General features: G+C 52.6%; 12 protein-coding genes, 1 rRNA gene and 1 pseudogene. 9 read left to right on the top strand and 5 right to left on the bottom strand.

Annotation, left to right across the window (positions count from 1 at the left end; translation table 11 throughout):
• Nucleotides 1–91: 91 nt before the first annotated feature.
• The 4 genes from BLLJ_RS06810 to BLLJ_RS06795 all read left to right on the top strand — a co-directional run bounded on the left by BLLJ_RS06810 (nucleotide 92) and on the right by BLLJ_RS06795 (nucleotide 9419).
• On the top strand, nucleotides 92–3397 hold the full coding sequence (locus BLLJ_RS06810) for a PD-(D/E)XK nuclease family protein (RefSeq protein ID WP_224743491.1): 3306 nt from the start codon (nucleotides 92–94) through the stop codon (nucleotides 3395–3397).
• On the top strand, nucleotides 3391–7506 hold the full coding sequence (locus BLLJ_RS06805; protein ID WP_012577189.1) for a UvrD-helicase domain-containing protein: 4116 nt from the start codon (nucleotides 3391–3393) through the stop codon (nucleotides 7504–7506). Before BLLJ_RS06810 ends, BLLJ_RS06805 begins: the two co-directional genes overlap by 7 nt.
• Before the next feature lie 144 nt (nucleotides 7507–7650).
• On the top strand, nucleotides 7651–8079 hold the full coding sequence (locus tag BLLJ_RS06800; RefSeq protein WP_007054079.1) for an FtsZ/tubulin family protein: 429 nt from the start codon (nucleotides 7651–7653) through the stop codon (nucleotides 8077–8079).
• A 41-nt stretch (nucleotides 8080–8120) separates the two neighbouring features.
• A complete protein-coding gene (locus BLLJ_RS06795) occupies nucleotides 8121–9419 on the top strand; it encodes a hypothetical protein (RefSeq protein ID WP_007057560.1) in 1299 nt (432 codons plus the stop codon).
• A 119-nt stretch (nucleotides 9420–9538) separates the two neighbouring features.
• Here BLLJ_RS06795 and BLLJ_RS11660 read toward each other — a convergent pair.
• From BLLJ_RS11660 to BLLJ_RS11450, 5 genes and pseudogenes are all read right to left on the bottom strand, one after another.
• Nucleotides 9539–9740: pseudogene (locus BLLJ_RS11660) on the bottom strand (IS30 family transposase); the annotation flags it as partial.
• 475 nt (nucleotides 9741–10215) lie between these two features.
• The gene (locus tag BLLJ_RS06780; RefSeq protein WP_013582835.1) at nucleotides 10216–12159 is read right to left on the bottom strand and encodes a DUF262 domain-containing protein; all 1944 of its coding nucleotides are present in this window, start codon (nucleotides 12157–12159) and stop codon (nucleotides 10216–10218) included.
• Nucleotides 12156–13466, bottom strand: a complete 1311-nt coding sequence (locus tag BLLJ_RS06775; protein ID WP_013582834.1) for a DUF262 domain-containing protein — start codon at nucleotides 13464–13466, stop codon at nucleotides 12156–12158. Before BLLJ_RS06775 ends, BLLJ_RS06780 begins: the two co-directional genes overlap by 4 nt.
• A 4-nt stretch (nucleotides 13467–13470) precedes the next feature.
• Nucleotides 13471–13905 carry a DUF6508 domain-containing protein gene (locus BLLJ_RS10495; protein ID WP_007057562.1) on the bottom strand — a complete coding sequence of 145 codons (435 nt, stop codon included), beginning with the start codon at nucleotides 13903–13905 and terminating at the stop codon, nucleotides 13471–13473.
• 30 nt (nucleotides 13906–13935) lie between these two features.
• Nucleotides 13936–14385, bottom strand: coding sequence for a transposase (locus tag BLLJ_RS11450; protein WP_007054859.1), 450 nt, complete (start codon nucleotides 14383–14385; stop codon nucleotides 13936–13938).
• Between the two features lie 357 nt (nucleotides 14386–14742).
• On the opposite strand from BLLJ_RS11450, the gene dnaE reads away from it, so the two are divergent.
• The 5 genes from dnaE (at nucleotide 14743) to BLLJ_RS06740 (ending at nucleotide 23648) form a co-directional block, all read left to right on the top strand.
• Nucleotides 14743–18300 carry a DNA polymerase III subunit alpha gene (dnaE, locus tag BLLJ_RS06760; protein WP_013582833.1) on the top strand — a complete coding sequence of 1186 codons (3558 nt, stop codon included), beginning with the start codon at nucleotides 14743–14745 and terminating at the stop codon, nucleotides 18298–18300.
• 112 nt (nucleotides 18301–18412) lie between these two features.
• A complete protein-coding gene (locus BLLJ_RS06755; RefSeq protein ID WP_007053330.1) occupies nucleotides 18413–18823 on the top strand; it encodes a DUF4186 domain-containing protein in 411 nt (136 codons plus the stop codon).
• 205 nt (nucleotides 18824–19028) lie between these two features.
• Nucleotides 19029–20906 (top strand): oleate hydratase, encoded by a 1878-nt coding sequence (locus BLLJ_RS06750; protein WP_007053331.1) that lies wholly within the window; start codon nucleotides 19029–19031, stop codon nucleotides 20904–20906.
• Between the two features lie 96 nt (nucleotides 20907–21002).
• The gene (locus BLLJ_RS06745; protein WP_007053332.1) at nucleotides 21003–21503 is read left to right on the top strand and encodes a GNAT family N-acetyltransferase; all 501 of its coding nucleotides are present in this window, start codon (nucleotides 21003–21005) and stop codon (nucleotides 21501–21503) included.
• Nucleotides 21504–22123: 620 nt separating this feature from the next.
• A 16S ribosomal RNA gene (locus tag BLLJ_RS06740) occupies nucleotides 22124–23648 on the top strand.
• Nucleotides 23649–23841 lie beyond the last annotated feature (193 nt).

Genomic DNA, 23841 nt, shown 5'->3' with positions numbered 1-23841 from the left:
AAGAGTGCAAAGTGTCATGCGCGAAGTCCCGGATATTTGTTGCGTCAGTTATATGCTGAGAACAGATACAACTCACTGGGGAGGGTAAGGTATGAGTGTCATGGTGATACGGCCCGAGCGAGGGTGTGATGACATTCATGCCCTGATTGATCATGTCCTTTCTGATGGTGCCGGATGTACGGAAGCAGATTTTCCGGATAGTTGCCGTGGGCGATTCGTTATTCTGACACCGGCAAGCTTGCGCGCATATGTGGAAAAGCAAGTACTGCAGTCGATGGTCCGACCGGAATTCCGCGAACGTCTGGAACCGGGGATGAATGTGGGTGTCCATTCTCTGGCAAGCATGATGAGCTCGATTATCGGCAACCAGGATTATGGAAGGTACATTCGCCCATCAATCAGCATGATGTCGCTGAGAAATTACGTAGCGAAGTGTCTGAATGATAATGAATCGTTGCGTAATCAGGTTGGTGACTCGTTTGAGGCTATTGACCAGTTCACCAAGCAAATTGTTGAATTGCATAATGATGGGGTCAGTGCTGAAGAGGTGCTTGCTCTGGCCGCTCATCAGTCGAATGCTCGACTTTCGGTGCTTGGCTCTTTGCTGCAACTGGTGGAGCAACGGTTAGGTAAACGGTATACATTCCCCGGAGCCGCCCATGAAACCATATGTGCATGGGCACAGCGGCATGGGAGTAATCGCTGGTTCTATCTGTACGGTTTCGCACACCTCAACGCTTCGGAGATGAGGATAGTTCATACACTTGCGCAATACGTGCATCTGACGGTGATGGTTGGTGCCGGTTCTGATCCGGATTATCTGGAAGCATTGCAGAGACGCGATGATGGAAACCGAAATACGCTGTCCAGTATTTTCGCTTCATCCGCTTCTACATCAGTGTGTGCGATGCCGGATACTACTGCCGAAGTGCGCTATGCGGCAGCGTCCATCAAGAAGTTCATCGCGGACAATCCAGAAATTTCATACGGTGATGTGCTGGTCACCTCACGAGACCTTGGTTCATATCAAGCCCAAATTGCATCGGAATTCACGTATCAGGGGATACCGATTAATATTGCCGCGTCCAGTACGATGCTTGACCATCCGTTCGCTGATGCGATTCTGGGACTGCTTGATTCCGCGACCTACGAACTTCAACCCCAGTCCATCCTGCGCATACTGCGTTCCGGTATCTTCAGCCGGTATCTGAACTTGACTCCAACGGCAATCGATGACATTGAAAATCAGCTGAACTCCAACAATCCGGCAACGGTATGGATCGATACAGACATACCGTTCGCTGCACATTTGCAGAAGATTCGTTCGCTGATTCAGCAAGCCGCTGATGTGTTTCGGCCGCGGCCTAGCGCAACCGTGCGGGAGGCTCTAGGCGGGATGGTTGGTTTTCTTACCGAATACGCCCAAACCATTGAAGGATCCGCGCCAGTTTGGACCGTCATCATGAATGCGTTTGACGACATGGTTCAACAGCTCGGTAACGATTATTTTGCTGAATATGTAGGAATCTTTGCTAGAAATCTAGCTTCGACGCTCGCCGCGCAGTCAATCGATTCGCGTCCGGTCTCCGCCAGCGCCGTGGACGTATTGCCGATGTCATCGCCTTTACATCCATACAGATATGTGATTGTTCTGGGTTGCAGTGAATCTCAATTGCCTGCGATTCCGCATGAGACCGGTCTGCTCGATGACGGCGAGCGGCTGGATTTGTCACAGTTCCTGACTTCCCAAGGCAAAACTTTGGAAGCGTGGAATGTACTTTCCGGTACGGTGGAACGTAGGTCCGGGCAAGAACCGCTATGGTTTAACGGTGTTGTTGCCAGCGCAACGCAGCAGTTGTCTATGACCTATCCAAAGAGTCTGCGTAACGCTGCACAAGCATGCTCGCCATATATCAGCCAATGGGAGACGGGTACATCGGATACGAGCGAAATCATCGGAGCGAGCAAACGCGCTGTGCCGACCGTTGAAACAGAGTATCGTCCCCTTGACCGCGAACTGGCATATCGGTTGTTCACTAGGCCGGATTATGTGCATCGCGTTTATCGCACTCATGGTGCAGATCCTTCGATCTCGACTCGTGTGTTCAATGCATCGGTTTCGGCAATAGAAACGTACTATCGCAATCCGTATGAGTATTTCCTGAAATACGGATTGAAAGTTAACGTGGCAAATGCGTTCGCTTTTGATGCCGCGCTTGAAGGCACGTTCTATCATGCAGTGCTGGAACATGCGGTCAATGCCTGGATCGAGCGACACAAGAACGAACGAGATTTGAACGGCTTACCACCTCAGCCCACTGCAACAGACATGCAAGAGCTTATCGCCGACTATTCCAGACTGGATCGAGGCTGCAATCAGTGGACGGTGCTGAACGAAGACCCGCGTATGGAGGTGCTGCGGTCCAGTAATCGTATGCGTATGATTCATCGTCAGCTGGTCGATACGCTGATGGATTTTGCCGTCGATGCTGCTGCGCAACGTGAGGCATTATCGTCCGCACAGACGATGCTTACGCCTACGTGTGTAGAGCAAGTATTTGGCAACGTTGGAGGAACGACCGGTGCATGGCAGTCGCCATATTCAGGGGAACAATTAATCGGTAGGGCGAGGGACAAGGAAATCCCGGTTGCATTGCGTATCAATGGCAAGGTCGACCGCATTGATACGGTAATTCGCGATACCAATATTTCGCGAGAGAGCGCCGGCATTGTTGTGCTGGACTATAAGTCTTCTGCCCGTACGTTGTTCGGCAAACCGTCTCGCAATGATGGCGGCCGCGCTTCAAATGTGTACTACGGCCATGAACTTCAGCTGTTTACGTATGCTTCTGCCGCCCAGCACAACTCCGGAATGCCAGTAGCAGGCATGTTCTTTCTCCCGATTAAACCCAGCGCAACCATTCGAGAACGCATCGCGCTGAATAACCAATACAACATGTTGCCGAGCGCAGACGATGGATCAACGAGTCTGTTCGATGAGCCAAGTGACGATTCAAGTGCTCAGAACATGCGCATCAGAAACGTATGGCGAGGCTTTGATATGCCGAACAGTGGCGTGCTTATAGGAGAATCCGACGAAACCGGCATCGGTATCGAACAACTGAGTGCGGAAGAATTTCGTGGCATAGCGGATTATGTGCACGGGAAAATAGTGGGTGCCTGCCAGAACATATTGGACGGCAAACTGCCGGTGCGCCCTTATCGTTCTTTGGTTGACGGCCGTGATGGTCTTGCCTACAGCGATGTGGCCGACATCATGGCGTGGGATGTGTTGAATAGCAACATATTCGAGGTGGAGACAGCAGTGACATTGCTGGAGCTCAAAGAAGCGGCTCTTCATATGAATAATACATCTGAAGGAGGCAAGGCATGGTAGAACATGTTGATGCATTACCTAGGTCGGAAGATGCGGATAATCTCTCGGACGATTTTCCGACAAACACCATGCCTTACGTCATCAGCGCATCCGCAGGCACCGGCAAAACCACTCAACTCTTGCAGGATATTCTGCTGGACTTGCTGAACCGTAATGCAGACGAAGCGCATTCATCCATCCGCGAATCGTTAATTATTACTTTCACCGTTGCCGCAGCCGCAGAAATTCGCCGGCGCTTGGAACAGAACCTGCAGTACGCCATTCTGTATGCGCGGCGCAATCATGGATGCCAGCCGGGTTCACTCGTGCTCTTGGATACGGACTATCAATTAGGTGGAGACGACAGCGAACTGGCGCGTACGATTCTGCACGATTGCCACCATGCGCAAACCGTATTCTCCGTTGCCTTGAACGATCTGCCAACCGTGCAAATCAGCACTATTGATGCGCTCTCCAAAAGAATCGTGGATCGCAATGCCGATACATTGCCGGTGGCTCCAGGATTCCAGATTCTTGCTGATGATGCCATGAAGAACCGGCTGAGAGGCCAAACACTCGACGCGTTATTCGAATCGTGGTATGACGAGCGCAACTCAATGCACGCGCGGTTCATGGATGTGTTGGACAACATGCAAGGGCCCCGGCATGATGGTGACTTGCGCGCCACCATGATGAGCCTGTATGACAAGGCACTCACCAAGCCCAACCGCATCGGTTGGCTTAGCCGGCTCGCCGAACCATACCGGTTCAACATTGCGTCGCTGAATCAGGTCGTTGGTGGTGAATACGGCAATGAATATTTGGACCGTTATTTTCGAGGCTGGATTGATATGGCAGAACATCCTCTTGCCGAATTGCGATCGTGTCTTGATGAGGCGCTCGCCAGCTGCCACGATGCGCACACCGCGCAGCAAGATACGGTAGTCAAATCATTGCGGATGATATGCGATTTGCCTCAGTACTTGCGTAGCGAATCATGGAATGCAGTTCGTGCTCGTGTTATCGATGCCAATCCATTGGACGTACTGCCCAAGCGCATTACTGTCGGCAAAACTGCCATTCTTAAGAGTACGGCAATCGCCGTACCCAAAGACAGTGAACTGGGCCGTCGCTTGGCGGAAACGGTGCGGGGCATTAAAGGGATCGTTTCTGATTTGCAATCGAAACTGGCCTTTACCGCTGAACAAGTGGACTCGCTTGATGAGGTCGCTGCGCGAAGACTCGAAGGATTGATTGCGCTCATCACCACGTTCGACCAGCAGTATGCGCTTGTGAAACAGCAGGAGTCCGTAGCGGAGTTCAGTGATGTGGCTTTCTGGGCATTGGATGCCATGCAGCAGCCTGACGTGGCCAAGCGTATCGGTGCTCAGTGGCGATATATTTATGTGGATGAATGCCAGGATAATAACGCCCTGCAGAATCGATTCATTCGCGAAATCAGCCGAAATGCAGCCAAACTTACCATGGTCGGTGATGTGAAGCAAAGCATTTATGGGTTCCGTGATGCCTCGCCGGAGGAGTTCGGCGATATCTGCAATAGTGTTACGGATGCGAGCCATCGCCGGGAATTGTGGGTGAACTATCGATCGGTGCCGGAAATCATCACTTTTGTGAATACGGTATTTGCCCGACTGATGACGCCGAATATGGGTGCGACCGATTACCTGAAGGAACAGTTGCAAATCGGCTCGGCAAAGCAAGCCGGTAAACCATTCGATGCAGAAGCCATTGAATTGTTGGTGAGTAACGCGGCACCTGACTTGAGTGCTGATGTTGTGGCTGATGAAAACGGCACTGACACTGCACCGACAGTTCGCGCCGGCAAGGACGAATTACAGGTGGACATGATAGTGCGCCGTGTCCAGGAGCTCTGCGAGGGGCCTCGCGCGCAGTATTCATATGGGGATATCGCGGTGCTGGCTCGTGGCGCTACTCATTTTGCCGACCTGGCTGACCGACTATATCGTGTCGGCATTCCAGTCGAAGTACAGGGCGTTGGAGACCTGTATCGTCAGCCGGAGATACAGATCGCCTTGGATTGGTTGCGTATTATCGCCAATCGTCATCAGGATGTGCCGTTGGTTGCGGTGCTACGGACTATGGGGTTCACGGATGATGATTTGGCGCGGATTCGTCTGCATAACAGAGGCTGGCTATTTGACGTTATGCGGCGGATTGCTGAGAGTGGGGGAGAAGCTGATGAATCGGCTGTTCTTTCTTCTGATGTGTTGCTTGCAAAGATATCGGCATTCCTGCGAATCTATGATGCCGCATGCGATTATGCGCGAGTTCACTCTCTGTCTGATTCGTTGTGGCATCTCTATGCCGTTTCTGGCTTGTTCGATTTCGCAGGCAATATGCCTGAAGGTGAGCGACGGCAGGCGAACCTGCGCTTGCTTGTAGAAAAGGCTGATGCATTTGCTGTAGCTCAGGAGCGTGGATTGCAACCATTCCTTGATGCCGTAACAATGTGGTCCGCGAGTGGCTCCGGTGAAGAAGCTTCAACAGTGCCTACCAAAAACGCCGTGCATATCATGACGATTCATAAATCCAAGGGATTGCAATGGCCCGTCGTGATACTCATGGGTGCCAGCAATAATCTGCTGACCGGATCGAGAACCGCTGTCGTTCGCACGATTGCTCATCAGACAAGGAATGAGGATGGGGCTGTTGCCGAATATGGCGAAGGTGCCTTATCGTTGGTTGACCAACGTAACCATGTTCGAGTGGATACTTTCCAGCGCGCAGTGATTGATTCGCGGGCCAAGGAGTTGGAGGCGGCAGAGGAACTTCGTTTGCTCTATGTGGCGATGACTCGTGCCGAACGCAAGTTGATTATCGCGGGATCGTACCGTCCAGGAAAGAACGATGATGGCAATCTGAATTTGCGTACGATGGCTCAAGGCATCGCGCTAAGCGGCGATGGACGCACCATAGATCCACGAACGGTGGTCAAGAATAGTGGTAGCCCCAATTATCTCTATTGGATTCTAGGATCATTGCTGGCGTCTGGAGATGCGGATGATGATTCGTCTGCGATTCTTCGCCCTAATGAGGTCCGTGCGTGGAATCTTGCTGCGGGACTACAGGAAACAGCGCCGGCTATGGCGGCGACGGGCAGGGCCATTACGATTCGATTCTGCAGTGCTGCGCCTGAGCCGACGACCACTATGAATGAGCGAACGGACGGGTATGGCTATATCAATAAACGTATTGATGTGACTGGTTTGCGATTGCCTGATGAGCCTCCGCGCATGCCAGTGGTAGTGAGTTCCTCCAAGGCTCGCAGCTGGATGATTGATGATGCGGAATCTATATCTGATGACACTGATTCGCTGGCTGTATTGCCGTCTGATGACGCGGCTGCGCCAATTGCCATGCTGGAAGACAATCTAGATGATTGGAAGCAAAGGCGGGAAGCGCATAGTGGGTTCTTTATTCCTGACTTTATGAAGAAGGTATCCGACGTTGAGCCATCTGCTTCGGAGGTGGGTACTGCGGTCCACAATGTACTGGAACTCTTTGATTGGGGTACTGAGCCGTTCCGTGAGCAGTGCGAAGCCGAGCTGAGAAACATTGTTGACCGTCTGGAAGCGAATCATGTCATCACGCCGCAAGTGGCTCATATTGTGCTGACTCGCGAGCTGGAAGGCTTGCTCTGGTTTGTCACTGGAGAAAATTGCCCGCTATCGGCGCAAATACGAGCTCATCGGGATACTCTGTTCCGGGAAGAGCCATTCTCGATGTTGATTGAACGTAACCGGCTTAATGCCAAGGTGAACGGTAGCGGCATGGCTGGTGGCGTGCCCAACACGAAGAATGACAGCGGCAACGTTGCTGAGCAATGTGACGACACAATCGTGGTCCGAGGTATCATAGACGGCTATTTCCTTGATCCAACCGCCAAGACCATCACCCTCTTCGACTACAAAACCGACAAAATGCGCCCGGGTGAAACAGTCAAAGACTGGTCTCAGCGTCTCCGCACCGAATACGCTCAACAACAAGCTCTCTACGCCGAGGCCCTAGAACATCGCTATTCTGGATATGCTGTAGTACGGCGATGGCTTGTAGGGCTCATTGGACACAGGATTATTCACATTTCGTGATCAATGCCGGGGCCTCGGTAACTGACTCGTTTTCAGCTAAACGTTAGTAGCTTGTTCATCTTCAATATTCCGGTAGATATCTACTGTTGATTGCTTGTCGTGCATATTGTGAGGAGTATTGATAGCTCTCGATAAGGAGTCAAAATGGACAAGCAAGAGTTGCAGATGGCGAAAAAGTTAAACGCTGGTTTTCGGGTATTGGATGATATATCTGATATGAATTCTTCGTACATACATGTTGATTGGTCCGATATCAAAGCGGCGATGGGCGGCAACGATCTGGCTTGGTCCGGCGCTGGCCAAGCAGAAGGTACGGATGGAATAGTTGAGGCCGCGAAGCGCGCAATGGCATCATTCTCAAATGATTCGTTGAAGATGATGAACGCCGTCTGCATCTCTTTCGCTTGTTCGGCTCATGAAAAACTCCAGAAAGTAACGCGTGCTGTGGATGAGATACGTGCCTGCGTTCAACCTGATGCCATGATTGTTTGGGGCATGATGTTCGATGGCCAAATTGATTCGGGCGGAGAGGTCACAGTAATCGGATTCGGTCGATGCTCGGACAGTGTTTGATTCTGCAGCTGCTGATTGCCTAATGAAGGAGTTGATTAGCCGTGTCCGTGACCATGAACGTAATCCGGGATGAAGGTAAAAGAATTCCCATTGAGCTTGCGCGAACGCTTTATGGCGAAATCGGTGTTGCAATAGAGAAGTATTTTGAGCACCTGACATATATGGAGCATTTTGGTGTGGCCCTATGTCAGTTTAATCTTCGTCCTTCTGACAGCGCGAATGAATATGTTGCTGATTGCTGCGTGTTGCAGGCCGATGTGAACGGAAAGGCGACTGCTGATTTTCAATCTGCTTATGACCGTGCGGCCATCGCCATTTTGATGTCTTTGTGCTATGCGTTTCAAAGCTATCTAAATGAGAGTAATGGTCTTGATCTGCAGGATGAGAATGGGAGAGGGGTTGGCTGCTGTCCTCTTGAAGTTGGAGGTGACGTTGGTGCTAGGTCATTGCCTCCTGGCACTTTCGCTCGCTTTCAATCTTGGTCTGACCGCTTGTGTTATGTATTTCCTAAATATGGGATATCGACAATACAATTTAGTTGTGGAAGCACTCATTGCCGCATTGGATTAGATGAATTAAAGATGCTCGCTCAGTTGAGTAGTGCACGAAGAAATATAGATGATTGTATGCTTCGTTTCTCTGAGTATAAGATAACTGGCGCGCGTTGGGTGAATCATATATTCACGGAGAAGACGGATTGCGATATTCATATACGAGTGCTCAGTGATTTGACGAAGGATGTGTCTGAGTTCTGTATCAATGAGATTATTGACGGTCTAAACCTTTTGATGAAAGCCAATCGGAGCTGGCCCAAAGTGGATACCGAAAGACATGAGCTTCGGATTATACATTGTGAAGGTGGTGAAAGATCTGGGTTCGCTAGCGCGGCTCTGGAATGCGATAAAGGGTCCAAGAAACGCCTTTATGATATGTTGGAGCTAATCCGATGTATCCTGCATGATCCGCCATACGCATATGTTTGGCATATAGCGGATGCCTCCAAAGAAACGGGCATAAAGAAGGCGGAAATAGTCAGAGCTTCACAGTGCATACCTCTGTATTCGGATAAAAGATATATGACTGTGTGGAATATGGCGTCGCCGAGCAACCTGATAGAGATGCTTAGCCGGTGGGGCGGTTTGTTACAGAGATTGTTCGATCATTATGGTTTAGAACGAATTAACTTTGATTGTATGATACAGGATCGCAGAATTTGTAGTTTGTTGACCCTGGACAGAGAGGCCCTTACGATCCTGAGGTCTTTACAATTCCAGACTGTTTCTCCTATTAGCCGCGTTCAATGGCGCACGATGATCAGAAATAGCATCACCGCCGCATAATTTCCTCTCGCAAGATTGGATTTTCTCAGTAGTTAGTTGTACTTGATGGTTCATGATAGTTCAGAATGTTGCTGACATATAATGGACCGATACGTTGTTGGCGAGTGGCTGGCCCGGATTCAATTTGTAAGTGCAATGCTCGTCTTTGGGTGGCTTGTCCTCGACATTAGCTTGCCGAGCTCGCGGTACCAAGCCTCGTTGGGTGTTTCCCAGTCCGGGACCTTCATGGGGGGTGTCGTTGATCTCCTGGACGATGGCCTGCAGGTCGGCGTCCGTCAGGCCGTCGAGACTGGTCCTCTTGGGCAGGTAGCGGCGGATCCGTGTATGTGTTCAATAGGGAGTTGAGGTTTAGGTGTTGCGCTTCTATTTAGAACTCAGGAAAACAGCAGAAGCCTCAAAATCTTGTTTAGAGGGAGAAAACAGAATGGCGAAACCATCACATTCTTCACCCCTCAGTCGAAGATGCATCCGCAAGGTTTTTATTGGGTTGATATTACAGAAGAACAAGCCCATGTTCTGAGCGAAACCGATAAAGCCCTTGTTGTGCTCCGCTTGAAGAGTAGGAACATCCTCATGGTAAAGTGGGAGGTTCTGAAATCATATCTAACTCAGGAATGTAAAAGATACAACGCCAATGAGTACAACCATTGGAAATTGAACATCTATACCGACCACATTAAGATCAGCGGCAACAACAGAGAAATACCCGCCAAGGTTTGGCATTTCAACGCTGAAGTGTAAAGAAAAGCCATAGCTGTCACTCTCTCGCCTGGAGTTGTCGCTATGGCTTCTTTGCTTACTCAATGTTGCAAGCTTTTTTCAAATGGCCAAGCATTTCTTCTTCATGCGCCTTGTACGCCCTTTCCTTCCAGTAAAGGCTGGCTGGTTTGTCGCCGTTTTTTTCTGTCAGTTCACTCATAATGCGAAGTTTAATACTCCCCTTGACTATCATATCCTTAAATGTACTTTTCTTTGCTTCCGGAGACATATTAGAAAATTTGGAGTTCACATTTCTCTGAATGATACAGAGATTTCCAAACTGGTCAACACCATCCTTCCATTGCTCGAATGTTCCCTCAGATGGATTCTGCGGATACCAATGCTCTACGGAATTTCTAAATTCAAAAACAAAGTCGCTGTATTTCTTCTTCTTTCCGTTCCGGTCGTCATTCCACAGCAAGTAATCCAGGTAGTTAAAGACAATATGCGGAGTATTGACACCCATCGCATACACGCCGTTCGAACAAACCTGAAAGAAGTTTTCCCTTACTGCATCAATAGCGATGTTTTCGGCAACTTTATCAAACTTTGTAATGGCATCATTTTTGATATTCTTGCAATCAGCTTCCGAAAGCCATATCAAGAGTTTGGTAATCCAGTGCATTACCTTTGGGGAAGTGTAGGAAACACGCAAGGCGGACTGCATCATAATATTGGTCTTGGTTCGCCAATCATTTGTACATGTCCATTCGCCGGAACGGGTGAACTCGGAGTTCCCGTAATATGCTTTCTTCTTCGATTGCTGTCCGGAAACATACAGGCTCTTCAAGCTCCATTCGCCATCAGCGCTGTCATTTGCGTACTCTCTCTTTATGATGTACTTATCGAACAGGTATCTGGTTCTGAGCAGGCAAATAATAAACCCTCTGGCAAAATCTTCTTTGCTGTCTGCGATCCTGCCGGTATCCGTTATGCCGCAGGATACAACTCTGTTGAACGCATCAAGGAGCTTCTTATCATCCAAGAGTTCATCCACGATTTTTGAAGTTGCTATTTCATGGGTGACACCGTAAAGACTCACATAGACCTTCAGCGTATGCAGCAGGAAGTATGGAAACTCAATAACACTTTCAAAGCGAACACGCACATCACCATCCACATAGCCTTCATCATCTTCAACCTTGAAGTTCTTTTCGATCAGGTCACAGATTTTATGTCCGGTGGTTTCCTGTGTCGTTCCACTTATAGCCTTTTTGTATTTCTGCCAGCTGTTAGGCGGCATACTGTTCCATTCGGAGCCGAAAATAGCCTCTCTTACCGCATTGTTCTTGCTGATGAAGTGCATCTGCACATAGCCGGTCATATCGCTACAAGCATCCCATATCTTCGCAAACAAGCCCTTCTCAGAATCATCACTCAAATAGCTCATAAGCGTGGCCTTTAGAATGTCGTGTTGCTCTAATTGCTCACCTCTGGTGTTCATTATCTCATAATAGCGGTTCAGATCGGTATTCTCCGGAACCTCAATCCGATAGACGATAATTTTAGCCAGCTTTTCCATAAAGCTTTCCCTGTCGAAATGATCCTTTGTCAATTCGTGAGATAGTATCCTGATGCCCCTTTGGATTCCCGGTTCAATCCGATCCATATCGATCTTGCTGCGGTTTTCGAGCAGTAGTTCTTCAATGTTTCTTAGGGTATAGTTCGATTTTTCTCTACACGCAAATGTGAGTGTGGGCTTTGTTTTGATTCCAAGGCAGTTCAGCAGCAAATACAGCGAGGTAAGCCGCTGCTGGCCATCCACTACTTCATATCGTCCGAACTGCTTGGAAACGATCAAGGAGCCAATGTAGTAATTGGAGTCCTCCGCAACATCGTTAATATCCTCAATCAGCTGGGTGAGTTGCTTGTCCTCCCACGCATAGGCTCTCTGGTATAGAGGGATTATGTACTCCATATCTGTGTCGAACATATTGCCGTTTTCACCAATAATATGAAGTTCAGTTACTAATTTGCTCATTCCGCACCTCCATATCCATTGATTTCTTTGATCGTGTCATACAACAAGTCTATCCATCTATTGGATGGGCTGTCCGGTCCTCTCCGTACCTTTATCTGCAATCCGGATATTTCGTGGTGCATCCGGGCAAAGCTGATCTTGGAGAAAATACCGATTGTGTTTGTATATCTGGAATTTTCGTCACCGATAGCGTACTTGTTTACGCTGTCAAACCCCAGGGTCTTCATATCTACACGGAGCATAAACGCCCAGGAAAATAGCTTCTTGACTGCCATTTCATCGAAGTTATGGAACTTGTCGTAATAGCAAAGCAGCGCACAATAAAACAGATTCTTCGTGTATCCGAAACCGGCAGAGCCGAACTTTACTTTGTCCATTTCTTCCGGTGTTTCTACATCCTTGCCGCCGCAGATAACCAGCTTAATCTCCTTGAAACGGGGATTGTTGCAGATCTCCGACTTAATATCCTGGAGCAGATACATATAATGCTCGACCATTTCAAAGAAGTCGTTGCCGGAAATAAATGGCTCGGTAATCTGGAAATACGGCATAGCTCGGCTTGCCCGTCGTGCGTAAGAATAGGTTGAGCTTTCTGCGATACCTTTATAGGTGTCGATTTCCTTGGCTATGAACGGTTTGCTTTTAATGCCTCGGCTCCAATTCAAGATTGGAAACAAATATAGATCAAACAGCTCTTTGATCTTCTCAGTATCCTTTGCTTCCCATTTTGTAACAGCGTGTTCCATTTCATAGGGATACTTTTTCATTTCACGGAGGTGGTACGCTTTCAGAAGGTCATGCGGGTCTAATGCCTTACCTCTTGTATTTTGTGAATCGAAAAGCTGGAACGCTTCGGTTACTTTGTCTACGCAAACAACGACGACCTCTAAAATATGCTCAAAGGCATGGATAAAGTCCCGTTTTACATCTTCGCTCTTTAGGGAGAACCACTCTCTGATAAACGCATAGTTCCTGTGAATGTTGAACTGGCTCACCTTGTTGGTGAAATCTATCTGGAGAATCGAACACTCAAATCCCGGTTCAAGGCATTGCTTTAGAAGCACCAGAGAAATGATTCTCTGCTGCCCATCCACCACATCGTAGGTGTCATTCTTTGTTCTGTGCAGGATGATCGTTCCGATACGGTATTTGAACTCAGTTCTGTATCTGTCCGCATCACTAATTGCATTGGTGATGTCTAGGAATAAATCGTCGATGTTTTGAATATCCCACTTGTACGGCCTTTGATAGTCCGGAATATTCAGATTCATGCTCAACAGTTCATTTACGCTCTTAATTTCAGCCATGCCTTTATCTCACCTCGGTTCCGCTGCCATTATCAAGTTCTTTCAGTCGCTCCAGCCATTTCCGGATACTGCCATCTTTGAAAAATCCAAGCAAAGCACCATCACAGAATCGTTCTGCCCGGACAGCTCCGGTGATCAATGCCATGATGCACTGTGCATCCAGATTCGATACATCTGCGGTGCTCATAGACTTGCTTCCCCATTTAAGGCCATTCTGATTCAGAATGTCACCGTAACGGTTCAGCTCCATGTCCTTGTTATGGTCGATAAAATCATATATATCATCGATAAAATGATGCACCATATCAGAGTAGCTTACATATGGCATCTGAATTGGATGTTCGAGCGTTCCATCGTTTTCACGGTCAATAACCCAAGAGCCAAAACTATCTCCGTCAAGGATACATATATACTTGACCAGACTATCATATTTACTCATTACTTTTGAGGCTTCTGCTGTTTTCGTGGGTTAGATTGCGGGTTGTGGGAGTCGGACGTCGAGTCCGCCGCAACGGAGCATGACGAGTGCTATGAGGTTGGTGACGTGGTGGAAGCCGTAGGCCATGCGGATGGTGACCTTGATGCGGTTGTCGGACGCCTCGAGCCTGGCGTTGGAGTAGCCGAGTTGGATGGTCCTGAGGATGTCCGGGCGCCGTCTCCTGATCCTCCTCGCGAGTTCGACTATCTCGGGGATACGGTTGTGGGACGCCCAGAACACCCAATGGTTCAATTCCGTCTTGGCTTGGTCGCTCATCAGCCACGCGCACTCGGACTCGAAGTCGCGCGTGAACCGGCTGCCCGGTTCCGCCCACGGCACGGACGCGACCACGACCCCGCACCCGGGACAGTCCACGCGCGGCATCATGGCGACCAGTTCGACCCGCCAGCAGCCGAAATCCCGATGACGCCAACGACGCACGCCGCCACCTTGGTCGTAACCATGACGACGTCTGCCACAGCGGTGAGCATCGGAGCATGCCCCTGCGCGGGCGCACACGAACCTCGAGCACGGGCTCGGGGCGCAGGGGCGAATCGACGATCCGCACGGTCTCGACCACCACGCCTTTGACGTTGAGGAGCTGGTTGAATATGCTGTTCATCAGGCGCTTTGCGGTTGTTTGTTTATCTTGGTCGAAAACATCCTACCCGGAAAGCGCTCTCCACTTACTCCCTCAACGGCTCAACGACGAACCACCACCCACAAAAACAGCAATAGCGCCTTATAGTACGTATCGATAAATATTTCCCGCCCAGACCACACGGTATGGTGGAGCGCATGGCTGATTACGGGAACAACTTTGTGCAACTGCATAACCATACGCACTATTCGCTGCTCGATGGTGCGTCGAAGATTCCTGATTTGGCCAAGCGTGCGGCCGAACTTGGCATGCCTGCGGTCGGTATCACCGACCATGGCAACATGCATGGCGCCTACGAGATGTACACCAACTGCGTGGCCAATGGCGTCAAGCCCATCATCGGCATCGAAGCTTACGTGACCCCGGAAACCGCGCGTCAAGACAAGTCCCGTGTGCACTGGGGCACCGAAGCCCAGCGCCGCGACGACGTCTCCGGTGGTGGTCTTATCACCCACTTGACCATGTGGGCCGAAAACGACGAAGGCCTGGTCAACCTCATCAAAGCCTCGTCCGTGGCCAACCTCGAAGGTCGCGTCATGCGCTACCCGCGTATGGATAAGGAGGTGCTCGCCACCTATTCCAAAGGTGTGATCGCCTCCTCCGGATGCCCTTCGGGCATCATCCAGACTCGTCTGCGCCTCGGTCAATTCGAGGAGGCCCTGCGCGCCGCCGGCGAATTCCAGGACATCTTCGGCAAAGACAACTTCTTCATCGAACTCATGGATCACGGTCTGCCCATCGAAACTCAGGTGACCGGTGACCTGCTGACCATCGCCAAGAAACTCAACGCACCACTGCTGGCCACCAACGATTCCCACTACGTACACGCCGAAGATGCACAGGCGCAGGACGCCATGCTCTGCATCAACTCCGGTTCCCGTCTTGACGATCCGGACCGATTCAAGTTCGACGGCACCGGCTACTACATCAAAACCGCCGAAGAGATGCGCGAACTGTTCAAGGACCACCCGGACGCCTGCGACAATACGCTCGTTATCGCCGAACGCTGCAACGTGATGTTCGACGACCACGAAGACGGCGCGTTCATGCCGAAATTCCCTTGCCCCGAAGGCTGGGATGAGACCTCCCTGTTCCTCAAAAAAGTCGAGGAAGGTCTGGAGAAGCGTTACGACGGCAACCCGCCGCTCGACGTATTGAAGCAGGCCGACTACGAATGTGGTGTGATCTGCCAGATGCAGTTCTGCGGATACTTCCTCGTGGTCGCCGACTACATTCAGTGGGCCAAGGACCACGGCATTATGGTGGGGCCGGGCCGTGGTTCGGCCGCAGGCGCCATGGTCGCCTATTCCATGGGCATTACCGAGCTCGATCCGCTCAAGCATGGCCTGATTTTCGAGAGGTTCCTGAACCCTGAGCGAGTGAGCCTTCCTGATATCGATGTCGACTTCGACCCTGAAGGTCGTGCGCGAGTCATCGAATACTGCGGCGAAAAATACGGCACCGATAAGGTCGCCCAGTGCGTGATCTATGGCACCATCAAAACCAAGCAGGCCCTGAAAGACTCCGCCCGCATCATGGGTTATGAATTCTCAGTCGGTGAAAAAATCACCAAGGCGCTGCCTCCGGCGGCCACCGGCGGCAAAGACATCAGCCTGCATGACATCTTCGACCCTGCCGCCAAACGTTATGCCGAGGCCAGGGAATTCCGAGAACTCTACGATTCCGACCCGGACACCAAGCGCATCACCGAGGAAGCCAAGGGTATCGAAGGCCTGATCCGACAGACCGGTGTACATGCCTGCGCCACCATCATGGGTAGCGCACCCATCACCGACACCTCGCCGTTGCTGGAACGCACCGATGGCACCATCACCACCACCTTCGAATACCACACGTGCGAAACGTTGGGGCTGGTCAAGATGGACTTCCTTGGCCTGTCCAACTTGACGATCATCCACGACACCCTGAAGAACATCGAGGCCAACGGCAAACCCGCCATCGACTACACCAAGATTCCGCTCGATGACGCCGAAACCTACAAACTCATGTCCCGAGGAGACACGCTCGGCGTGTTCCAGCTCGATTCCGACGGCATGCGTTCACTGCTGAAAACCCTGAAGCCCGATAACTTCAACGATATTTCCGCACTTATCGCCCTGTACCGACCGGGCCCGATGAGTATGGATTCGCACACCAACTATGCCAAGCGCAAAAACGGCCTGCAGAAGATCACGCCAATTCACCCTGAGCTTGAGGAGCCTCTGAAGCAGGTGCTTGACGAGACCTATGGTCTGATCATCTACCAGGAGCAGGTGCAGTCCGCCGCCCGAATCCTCGCCGGTTATTCACTGGGCAAGGCAGACGTGCTGCGTCGAGCCATGGGTAAGAAGAAGCCCGAAGTGCTGGCCAAGGAGAAGGTGCCGTTCTTCGCCGGTATGAAGGAGCACGGATATTCCGAAGAGGCATCCCAGGCCGTGTGGGATATTCTGGTGCCGTTCTCCGGCTACGCTTTCAACAAAGCGCACTCCGCCGCATACGGTCTGATCTCCTACTGGACCGCATATCTGAAGACGCACTACCCGGTCGAGTTCATGGCCGCCCTGTTGCAAGGTGCCGCCACCAACAAAGACAAGACCGCACTGTACTTGGGCGAGGCCCGCCGCATGGGCATCCAGGTGCTCTCGCCGGACGTCAACGAATCGGTGTACGAGTACTCGGCAGTCGGCGACGTCGTCCGATTCGGTCTTGGTGCCATCCGTAACGTGGGTGACAAGGCCGTGGCCGATATCATCGCCGAACGCGAAGGCCCGCGCGGCAAGTTCGTGAACTTCATGGACTTCATCCGCCGCGTGCCCCTGACCGCGCTGAACCGGCGATTGGTCGAATCGTTGATCAAGGCCGGTGCCTTCGACTCGATTGACCCGAACCGTCGCGCGCTGCTCACCGTGCACGAGGCCGCCATCGATTCGGTGGTGAGTCTGAAGCGCAAACAGGCGGAGGGCCAGTTCGATTTGTTCTCCGATGCCGAGGATGGGGGAGCGGAGGCCATGGGCGACGCTTCCGTGACCGTACCCGATCTTGAGGAATGGGACAAGAAGACCAAACTTAACTTCGAACGCGAAATGTTGGGCCTGTATGTGTCTGACCATCCGCTCTCCGGTATGCAGTCGATTCTCGCGTCCTTGCGTGAAATGTCCATCGCGCATCTGGTTGATCGAGCCAAAACGATGGGTGAAGGACAGCAGGTCACGTTGGCTGGTTTGGTCACCAATGTGGACCGGCGCGTATCCAAGAAGGGCAACCCCTGGGCCATCGTGACCATCGAAGACATGGAAAGCTCCATCCAATGCATGTTCTTCGGCAAGGTCTATGAAGCGGCCGCCGCCGAACTTGCCGTGGACGCCATCGTACAGATTCGTGGCCAAGTGGAGTTGCGCGACGAAACCGTTTCTCTGAGAGCCACGGAAATGCAGATTCCGACCTTGGAAGCCGAGGATGAACGTCCGTTGGTCATCACGCTGCCGCCGGTGGCGTTGGAGCGCCAACGCATGATGCAACTCGGTCAGGTGCTCGCTAATCATCCTGGTTACTGCGAAGTACATCTTGCGGTGCTGGATGAGAAGGGTAACGCTCAGGTGCTCACGTTTGGCGATCGTTTCCGCGTCAAGCGAGATACTTCGTTGTTTGCTGAGATCAAGATTCTGTTTGGCCCCAGCTGCTTGCCTGCCGCCTGATTGGCGGGTTTCGCCCCTGGCCTCTCCCTCACCTGGCTTTGCTGGGGGCTCCTTCATCAGAGGGAGCTAAGGCGTGTGCCACCATACGATGTGCGCGACTACTGTGGAACGTATGGGCATGGAGATGGCGGATACTGGTAACAACGATGACGAGCAACAATGGATTGCCACGATGCTGGAACGGCTGTCTCATTCGCAGTTCCGCGCCAAATTCGCTTTGACCGACAAAGACCGAGCCTATGCCCGCACCAAAGGCAAGGCGACCATCGATCGTCATGCGCGAGAAATGTTGCGAGACCGCATAGGCGCAGCCGAACCGAAGAACGACGGCAGGCAGACGCCATGGCGCGGCCATCCGGTATTCACCGCTCAGCATGCTACCGCCACATGCTGCCGCGGATGCATCGAAAAATGGCATCATCTGCCCAAAGGCCGTGAACTCGCCGAAGCGGAGGTAAACCGACTTGCCGATTTGGTCATGGCATGGATTGAGCGGGACCTTATCAATCATCCGGTTCGGTGAAGCACCCCGCATCCTCAGTATGCCTGTATGCCTTCAATAGTTATGAGCCAACAGCCAACATAGGCCTCGAAAACCGTAGATGCAAGGTATTGGCGAATGCGGCAGAACGCCGAACGTTGCCTATGGCGCGTTCGTCAATAATGCGACATGATGTCTATTCAAGAAGAGTTGATGAAGTGTCAACTCTGCCCCAAGGAGGCGGAATATGTACTACAGCAGCGGCAATTATGAGGCTTTCGCACGTCCGAAGAAGCCGGCCGACGTGGACAACAAGCATGCATACATCATCGGTACCGGACTGGCGGCATTGTCTGCAGCCTGTTATCTGGTGCGTGATGGTCAGATGCCTGGCGAGAACATCCACATCCTTGAGAAGGACCCGGTACCCGGCGGCGCCTGTGACGGTCTTGATATTCCCGGCCTTGGCTATGTGATGCGTGGCGGCCGCGAAATGGACAATCATTTCGAGGTCATGTGGGATCTGTTCCGCTCGATTCCCTCCATCGAAACCGAAGGCGTCAGCGTACTCGACGAGTACTACTGGCTCAACAAGGAGGACCCGAACTACTCGCTGTGCCGCGCCACCAAGAATCTCGGCAAGGACGCGGGGCTCAAGGGCAAGTTCGGGCTGTCCGACAAGGCTTCGATGGAAATCATGAAGCTGTTCTTCACCCCGGACGAAGACCTGTATGACAAGCCGATCACCGATTTCTTCGATGATGAGGTGCTGAACTCCAACTTCTGGCTGTACTGGCGCACCATGTTCGCCTTCGAAAACTGGCACTCCGCGCTGGAAATGAAGCTGTACATCAAGCGCTACATTCATCACATCGGAGGCCTGCCGGACTTTTCCGCGCTGCGTTTCACCCGCTACAACCAGTACGAGTCGATGATTCTGCCGATGGTCAAGTATCTGGAATCGCACGGCGTCGAATTCCGCTACAACACCAAGGTCGAGAACGTGGAATTCGCGATTGGCGGGGGAGCCGGCCCCAAGCGCGAGCACACCGGCGTAGGCCAAGACACCATCCAGAAGATTCAGGCCACCTCCGGCTTCTTCAAGCGCAACCCTGCCAGCACGCCCACCAAGAAGCTTGCCGTGCGCATCGACGTGGATCACGAGGGTGATAAATCCTCCATCGACCTGACCGAGAACGATCTGGTGTTCATCACCAACGGCGGTTGCGTGGAGAACTCCACCATGGGTTCCCAGAACTCGCCCGCCGCATGGAACCCAGACCTGAAGCCCGGTGGCGGCTGGGATATGTGGAAGCGTATCGCCGACCAGGACCCGAGCTTTGGCCATCCGGAGAAGTTCTGCTCCGATCCGAATGCCACCAAGTGGATGAGCGCCACCGTCACCACCCTGGACGGCGAGATTCCGCCGTACATCCAGAAGATCTGCAAGCGCGACCCGTTCTCCGGCAAGGTCGTCACCGGCGGCATCGTCACCGTGCAGGACTCCAACTGGCTCATGAGTTGGACCCTGAACCGCCAGCAGCAGTTCCGCGACCAGCCCAAGGACCAGCTGTGCGTATGGGTCTACGGCCTGTTCCCGGACAAGCCCGGCAACTATGTGAAGAAGCCGATGACCGAATGCACCGGTGAAGAGATTTGCGAGGAGTGGCTTTACCACATGGGCGTGCCGACCGACAAGATCGAGGCGCTCGCAAAGCACCACGCCAACACCGTGCCGGTCATGATGCCGTACATCACCGCGTTCTTCATGCCGCGCGCGGCCGGCGACCGCCCGGACGTGGTGCCCGATGGTGCCGTGAACTTCGCATTCCTTGGCCAGTTCGCCGAGACCCCGCGCGACACGATTTTCACCACCGAATACTCGATGCGCACCGGTATGGAAGCTGTCTACACGTTGCTCGGCGTGGACCGCGGCGTGCCTGAAGTGTGGGGTAGCGTCTATGACGTGCGCAACCTGCTCAACGCCACCGTCAAATTGCGTGACGGTGCACCGGTCACCGATATGAAGCTCAACTTCATTGAAAAGGCCGTGGTCAAGAAGGTGCTCAAGAAACTCGACGGCACCGATATTGCCACCCTGTTACGCGAATACCGCGTAATCTGACATCCATCTGGCTCCCCTCAAGGTGAGGGGAGCCAGCACGCGAAGCGTGATTGAGGAGAGTTGCTCACAACGGAGTGTTAAGAGAAGGACAAAAACATGACTGATTCTGATCCCCAGTTAATCCGCCACGCCACCATCGACGATCTGGACGCGCTGGCCGCCATGGAATCCGAATGCTTCCCGGCCGCCGAGGCCGCCGACCGCTCGTCCCTGCGCGCCCGAATCGAGACCTATCCGGAATGTTTCTGGCTATTGATTGATGGCGAGATCGTCATGGCGTTCATCAACGGTTTCGCGACCGATCGGCGTGACTTGACCGATGACATGTACGAGGATGCCGCGCAGCACAACCCTCAAGGTGACTGGCAAATGATTTTCGGCGTGGATACTGCGCCGAAGTATCAGCATCGCGGTTGCGCCAGTACACTCATGAGGAAAGTCATTGAAGACACTCGTGCAGCTGGACGTAAAGGCCTGGTGCTCACCTGCAAAGATCGGCTGGTCGGATTCTATGCGCAATTTGGGTATGAGGACGAGGGCATTTCGGAGTCCACTCACGGTGACGTGGTCTGGCATCAGATGCGCCTGACCTTCTAATCCCCCTTTGGCTCCCCTCTTTGATGCTGAGGCGTCTAAAAAAACAGTCCGGTGGACTGTTTTTTTAGACGAAGGCGAGACGATAGTCGAGCCATAAGGACGAGAGCTTTTTGCGGGTGAGCCGTCCGCGTGATCGGACTGAGGGGAGTTGAACGTGGAATAAATTGTTGCGACACGCCGGTGAACATCTGATTTCGTTACGTGAGCCCCATAAAAAGCCGGCGTATCCTGATGGTAACGGCGTGATTCAAGCTGATTTCGACACGCCGATGGAACGCTGTCGTTGCAACGATTCTGGCGTGTTTTTTCGTGCCCGGTTTGCGCGAGTCCGTGAATGCGTGTAAGTTATTTCCTTGCTGCCGCTCAGCGAGTGGTTCTCCTCCGGGGAGCTGCGAGGTGGGTGAGTGGTGGTGGTTTGAGAACTCAAGAGCGTGTTTGTACTACTTCTTTATAGTCAATGATTGCCAGTTCATTCCTCGCCTGATTGCCTGTCGTGGTGGTTGGGTACCCGGGAGGGTTTGATGAGGGGTGAGGTTTTTTGAGGGCGTCCTTCCTTAAGGACGTGCTCGTCAATTTTTTGTTTTGAGAGTCATCTATTCGGATGCTTTTCATGAAGTTTTTTTGTGGAGGGTTCGATTCTGGCTCAGGATGAACGCTGGCGGCGTGCTTAACACATGCAAGTCGAACGGGATCCATCAAGCTTGCTTGGTGGTGAGAGTGGCGAACGGGTGAGTAATGCGTGACCGACCTGCCCCATACACCGGAATAGCTCCTGGAAACGGGTGGTAATGCCGGATGTTCCAGTTGATCGCATGGTCTTCTGGGAAAGCTTTCGCGGTATGGGATGGGGTCGCGTCCTATCAGCTTGACGGCGGGGTAACGGCCCACCGTGGCTTCGACGGGTAGCCGGCCTGAGAGGGCGACCGGCCACATTGGGACTGAGATACGGCCCAGACTCCTACGGGAGGCAGCAGTGGGGAATATTGCACAATGGGCGCAAGCCTGATGCAGCGACGCCGCGTGAGGGATGGAGGCCTTCGGGTTGTAAACCTCTTTTATCGGGGAGCAAGCGAGAGTGAGTTTACCCGTTGAATAAGCACCGGCTAACTACGTGCCAGCAGCCGCGGTAATACGTAGGGTGCAAGCGTTATCCGGAATTATTGGGCGTAAAGGGCTCGTAGGCGGTTCGTCGCGTCCGGTGTGAAAGTCCATCGCTTAACGGTGGATCCGCGCCGGGTACGGGCGGGCTTGAGTGCGGTAGGGGAGACTGGAATTCCCGGTGTAACGGTGGAATGTGTAGATATCGGGAAGAACACCAATGGCGAAGGCAGGTCTCTGGGCCGTTACTGACGCTGAGGAGCGAAAGCGTGGGGAGCGAACAGGATTAGATACCCTGGTAGTCCACGCCGTAAACGGTGGATGCTGGATGTGGGGCCCGTTCCACGGGTTCCGTGTCGGAGCTAACGCGTTAAGCATCCCGCCTGGGGAGTACGGCCGCAAGGCTAAAACTCAAAGAAATTGACGGGGGCCCGCACAAGCGGCGGAGCATGCGGATTAATTCGATGCAACGCGAAGAACCTTACCTGGGCTTGACATGTTCCCGACGGTCGTAGAGATACGGCTTCCCTTCGGGGCGGGTTCACAGGTGGTGCATGGTCGTCGTCAGCTCGTGTCGTGAGATGTTGGGTTAAGTCCCGCAACGAGCGCAACCCTCGCCCCGTGTTGCCAGCGGATTATGCCGGGAACTCACGGGGGACCGCCGGGGTTAACTCGGAGGAAGGTGGGGATGACGTCAGATCATCATGCCCCTTACGTCCAGGGCTTCACGCATGCTACAATGGCCGGTACAACGGGATGCGACGCGGCGACGCGGAGCGGATCCCTGAAAACCGGTCTCAGTTCGGATCGCAGTCTGCAACTCGACTGCGTGAAGGCGGAGTCGCTAGTAATCGCGAATCAGCAACGTCGCGGTGAATGCGTTCCCGGGCCTTGTACACACCGCCCGTCAAGTCATGAAAGTGGGCAGCACCCGAAGCCGGTGGCCTAACCCCTTGTGGGATGGAGCCGTCTAAGGTGAGGCTCGTGATTGGGACTAAGTCGTAACAAGGTAGCCGTACCGGAAGGTGCGGCTGGATCACCTCCTTTCTACGGAGAATTCAGTCGGATGTTCGTCCGACGGTGTGCGCCCCGCGCGTCGCATGGTGCGATGGCGGCGGGGTTGCTGGTGTGGAAGACGTCGTTGGCTTTGCCCTGCCGGTCGTGCGGTGGGTGCCGGGGTGGTATGGATGCGCTTTTGGGCTCCCGGATCGCCACCCCAGGCTTTTTGCCTGGCGCGATT

Origin of the sequence: Bifidobacterium longum subsp. longum JCM 1217 (genome assembly GCF_000196555.1) — a bacterium.
GTDB lineage: Bacteria > Actinomycetota > Actinomycetes > Actinomycetales > Bifidobacteriaceae > Bifidobacterium > Bifidobacterium longum.
Note: the sequence above shows the minus strand (reverse complement) of the source record. Positions and strands in the feature narration are given on the sequence as shown.

Bases quoted from the DNA above. Each gene is read 5' to 3' on its own strand.
- BLLJ_RS06810 (WP_224743491.1), top strand. From the start codon at position 92: ATGAGTGTCATGGTGATACGGCCCGAGCGAGGGTGTGATGACATTCAT.
- BLLJ_RS06750 (WP_007053331.1), top strand. From the start codon at position 19,029: ATGTACTACAGCAGCGGCAATTATGAGGCTTTCGCACGTCCGAAGAAG.
- BLLJ_RS06745 (WP_007053332.1), top strand. From the start codon at position 21,003: ATGACTGATTCTGATCCCCAGTTAATCCGCCACGCCACCATCGACGAT.
- BLLJ_RS06755 (WP_007053330.1), top strand. From the start codon at position 18,413: ATGGGCATGGAGATGGCGGATACTGGTAACAACGATGACGAGCAACAA.
- BLLJ_RS06805 (WP_012577189.1), top strand. From the start codon at position 3,391: ATGGTAGAACATGTTGATGCATTACCTAGGTCGGAAGATGCGGATAAT.
- dnaE (WP_013582833.1), top strand. From the start codon at position 14,743: ATGGCTGATTACGGGAACAACTTTGTGCAACTGCATAACCATACGCAC.
- BLLJ_RS06800 (WP_007054079.1), top strand. From the start codon at position 7,651: ATGGACAAGCAAGAGTTGCAGATGGCGAAAAAGTTAAACGCTGGTTTT.
- BLLJ_RS10495 (WP_007057562.1), bottom strand. From the start codon at position 13,905: ATGAGTAAATATGATAGTCTGGTCAAGTATATATGTATCCTTGACGGA.
- BLLJ_RS06780 (WP_013582835.1), bottom strand. From the start codon at position 12,159: ATGAGCAAATTAGTAACTGAACTTCATATTATTGGTGAAAACGGCAAT.
- BLLJ_RS06775 (WP_013582834.1), bottom strand. From the start codon at position 13,466: ATGGCTGAAATTAAGAGCGTAAATGAACTGTTGAGCATGAATCTGAAT.